Consider the following 228-nt stretch of genomic DNA (forward strand, 5'->3'; position numbering starts at 1 on the left):
GCCGCCTTCAGGCGGCTGTGTGTTGAAACGATATGTTGAAGCACAAAAGATTGTCAAACAGCCCCCAGCCGCCTTCAGGCGGCTGTGTGTTGAAACACCCCAACCATTTCGGACGGCCACCGTCCTTACCCCCAGCCGCCTTCAGGCGGCTGTGTGTTGAAACTTATTGAAGTCCTCGACAGCCTTTTCGACGTTCGCCCAGCCGCCTTCAGGCGGCTGTGTGTTGAA

It is taken from the genome of Neisseria sp. HMSC065D04, from assembly GCF_001815675.1.
Classification (GTDB): Bacteria; Pseudomonadota; Gammaproteobacteria; order Burkholderiales; family Neisseriaceae; genus Neisseria.